General features: G+C 40.7%; 2 protein-coding genes and 1 pseudogene. All 3 read left to right on the top strand.

Features of this window, described 5'->3' with window-relative positions:
• Positions 1-227 (top strand): annotated as a pseudogene (locus tag V5N63_RS11600) (UDP-N-acetylmuramate--L-alanine ligase); the annotation flags it as partial.
• A 255-nt stretch (positions 228-482) separates the two neighbouring features.
• The gene (gene rsmI, locus V5N63_RS11595; protein WP_332034067.1) at positions 483-1,217 is read left to right on the top strand and encodes a 16S rRNA (cytidine(1402)-2'-O)-methyltransferase; all 735 of its coding nucleotides are present in this window, start codon (positions 483-485) and stop codon (positions 1,215-1,217) included.
• 1 nt (position 1,218) lies between these two features.
• The gene (gene fabG, locus V5N63_RS11590; RefSeq protein ID WP_265143840.1) at positions 1,219-1,962 is read left to right on the top strand and encodes a 3-oxoacyl-[acyl-carrier-protein] reductase; all 744 of its coding nucleotides are present in this window, start codon (positions 1,219-1,221) and stop codon (positions 1,960-1,962) included.
• Positions 1,963-2,444: the final 482 nt, after the last annotated feature.

The raw sequence follows: 2,444 nt of genomic DNA, 5'->3' as shown, positions 1-2,444 counted from the left end.
TGAGCGAAATATTCTATGCCGGCGGAACTGCTGTGAAAGATATCTCCGCAGATGACCTGATTCAGGACATCAAAGCCAAAGGTAAAAACGCTCATTTTGTTGAAGACCGCAATAACCTCCTTGAAGCCTTGAGACCCGAACTCAAACAAGGAACTGTACTCCTTTTAATGGGAGCCAGAGATCCTGGATTGGAAGATTTCTGTAAAATCCTATATAACAGAATTTAGTTTCCTGTACTCTCACATTAATAGGGACGGGCTTTAGCCCGTCTAAAATAACAGATTTAAATTAGGCATTAGCCAAAATTTATAGATACGAAATAAGATTTAGAATCTTAAAGGACGGGCTTTAGCCCGTCTTGAATGGACAGATGGTTTCCTGGCTTTAGCCCAAGCTTACAACCGGCAGAAAAGATATCGTCCATAAAAAATTTAAGAAAACTTGAGGCTTTATAAACCCTCAAAGAATGAAACATAAAGAATATGTCAGGAACGCTGTATTTTGTTCCAACACCCGTTGGAAATTTGGATGATATGACTTTCAGGGCAGTAAAAGTGCTGAAGGACGTCGATTATATCCTGTGTGAAGATACACGGACTTCAGGCGTTTTGCTTAAGCATTTCGAAATAGCTAAACCGTTGAAATCCTATCATTTACACAACGAACATCAGATGACGCAAAAGGTAATGGAAGACCTGAAAAGCGGCCAGAATATCGCCATCATTACCGATGCGGGAACGCCAGGAATTTCAGATCCCGGTTATCTTTTGGCAAAAGCAGGTTCTGATGAGGATATTGAAATGATTTGTCTTCCGGGAGCAACGGCTTTTGTGCCGGCGTTGGTGGTGTCGGGATTACCAAATAATGAGTTTATTTTTTCTGGATTTTTACCGCAGAAAAAAGGCAGACAGACAAAACTGAAACAGCTTGCGGAAGAGAAAAAAACCATCGTTTTATACGAAAGTCCACACAAAATAAATACCACTCTAGAACAGATCAAAGAGTTCTTTGGTGAAGAGACTAAAGTGAGTTTAAGCCGCGAGATTTCAAAGAAATTCGAAGAAACCAAACGCGGGAATATCAATGATTTAATTCAGTTTTCCAAAAGTAAAACTTTAAAGGGAGAAATCGTCCTCATTATCAATAATTCAGTAAGCGAAGAACAGGATCAGGAGAAACCTCTATCAAAAAACAAATACAAAAATTTAAATACATAACATGGGATTATTAGAAGGTAAAGTTGCTTTAATTACCGGAGCAACACGCGGTATCGGAAAAGGAATCGCCGAGGTTTTCGCTAAAGAAGGCGCTAAAGTGGCCTTTACTTACGCAGGTTCTGTTGATAAGGCCAAAGCGCTGGAAGAAGAACTTTCAAAAATTACAACAGCAAAAGGTTACCAGTCGGACGCGTCGGATTACGATGCTGCGCAGAAGCTTGTAGAAGATGTAATGGCAGAATTCGGCAAGATCGATATTTTAATCAACAATGCCGGAATTACCCGCGATAACCTGATGCTCAGAATGTCCAAAGACGATTGGGACACCATCATCAAAGTAAACCTGGATTCCGTATTCAACCTTACGAAAGCGGTAATTAAACCGATGATGAAAGCAAAATCTGGCTCTATCATCAACATGACTTCCGTGGTTGGGGTTAAAGGAAATGCCGGGCAGGCAAATTACGCGGCATCCAAAGCTGGTGTAATTGGCTTCTCGAAATCAATTGCGCTGGAGTTGGGTTCCAGAAACATCCGTTGTAACGCCATCGCTCCTGGTTTCATTGAAACGGAAATGACGGCCGCTTTGGACGAAAAAACAGTGCAGGGCTGGAGAGAAGGAATTCCTTTGAAACGTGGCGGACAGCCGGAAGATGTGGCCAACGCCTGTGTGTTCCTGGGTTCTGATATGTCGGCATACATCACCGGCCAGGTGCTGAATGTGGACGGTGGAATGCTGACTTAGGAGCAACAAAGTTCGGTTGTTCTCCCAAAGAAACACCCGCTTTCCACTGCAATCTTTTTTTTCAAAAAAGGATTTCCGTTGCAATCGGGGCTAATATAAAATTACGTTATTCTTTTGAAAAGAAACAAAATCCCTTCAGTTCTGCTGAAGGGATTTTTATGTTAATGTGACTCGGTTCCATTTTTGTAAAGACCTGGGAGATTTTTGCGTTAAGAAAAACTTCGAAGAAGTTTGCCGACTCCTAATATATAAAATTAATAAGGAGGGAAATCTTAATTGCTTCAAACTGTTATCTTCTTTTATGACTAAAAATTTCCACTGTTTGACGCGCGGCAATCATATAACTTAAACAGTAACATTTCTTTCCGCGCAAGTTTGGAGATTTTCTTAGAAGAAATTTAGGTTTTTTAGAGAACTGACAAAGGAGGTTCGCCGATTCCATTAAAAAAATAAACAAGGATGAGGCACAAAGATCCAGTCTT

It is taken from the genome of Kaistella sp., assembly GCF_032060305.1.
Lineage (GTDB): Bacteria > Bacteroidota > Bacteroidia > Flavobacteriales > Weeksellaceae > Kaistella > Kaistella yananensis.
Note: the sequence above shows the minus strand (reverse complement) of the source record. Positions and strands in the feature narration are given on the sequence as shown.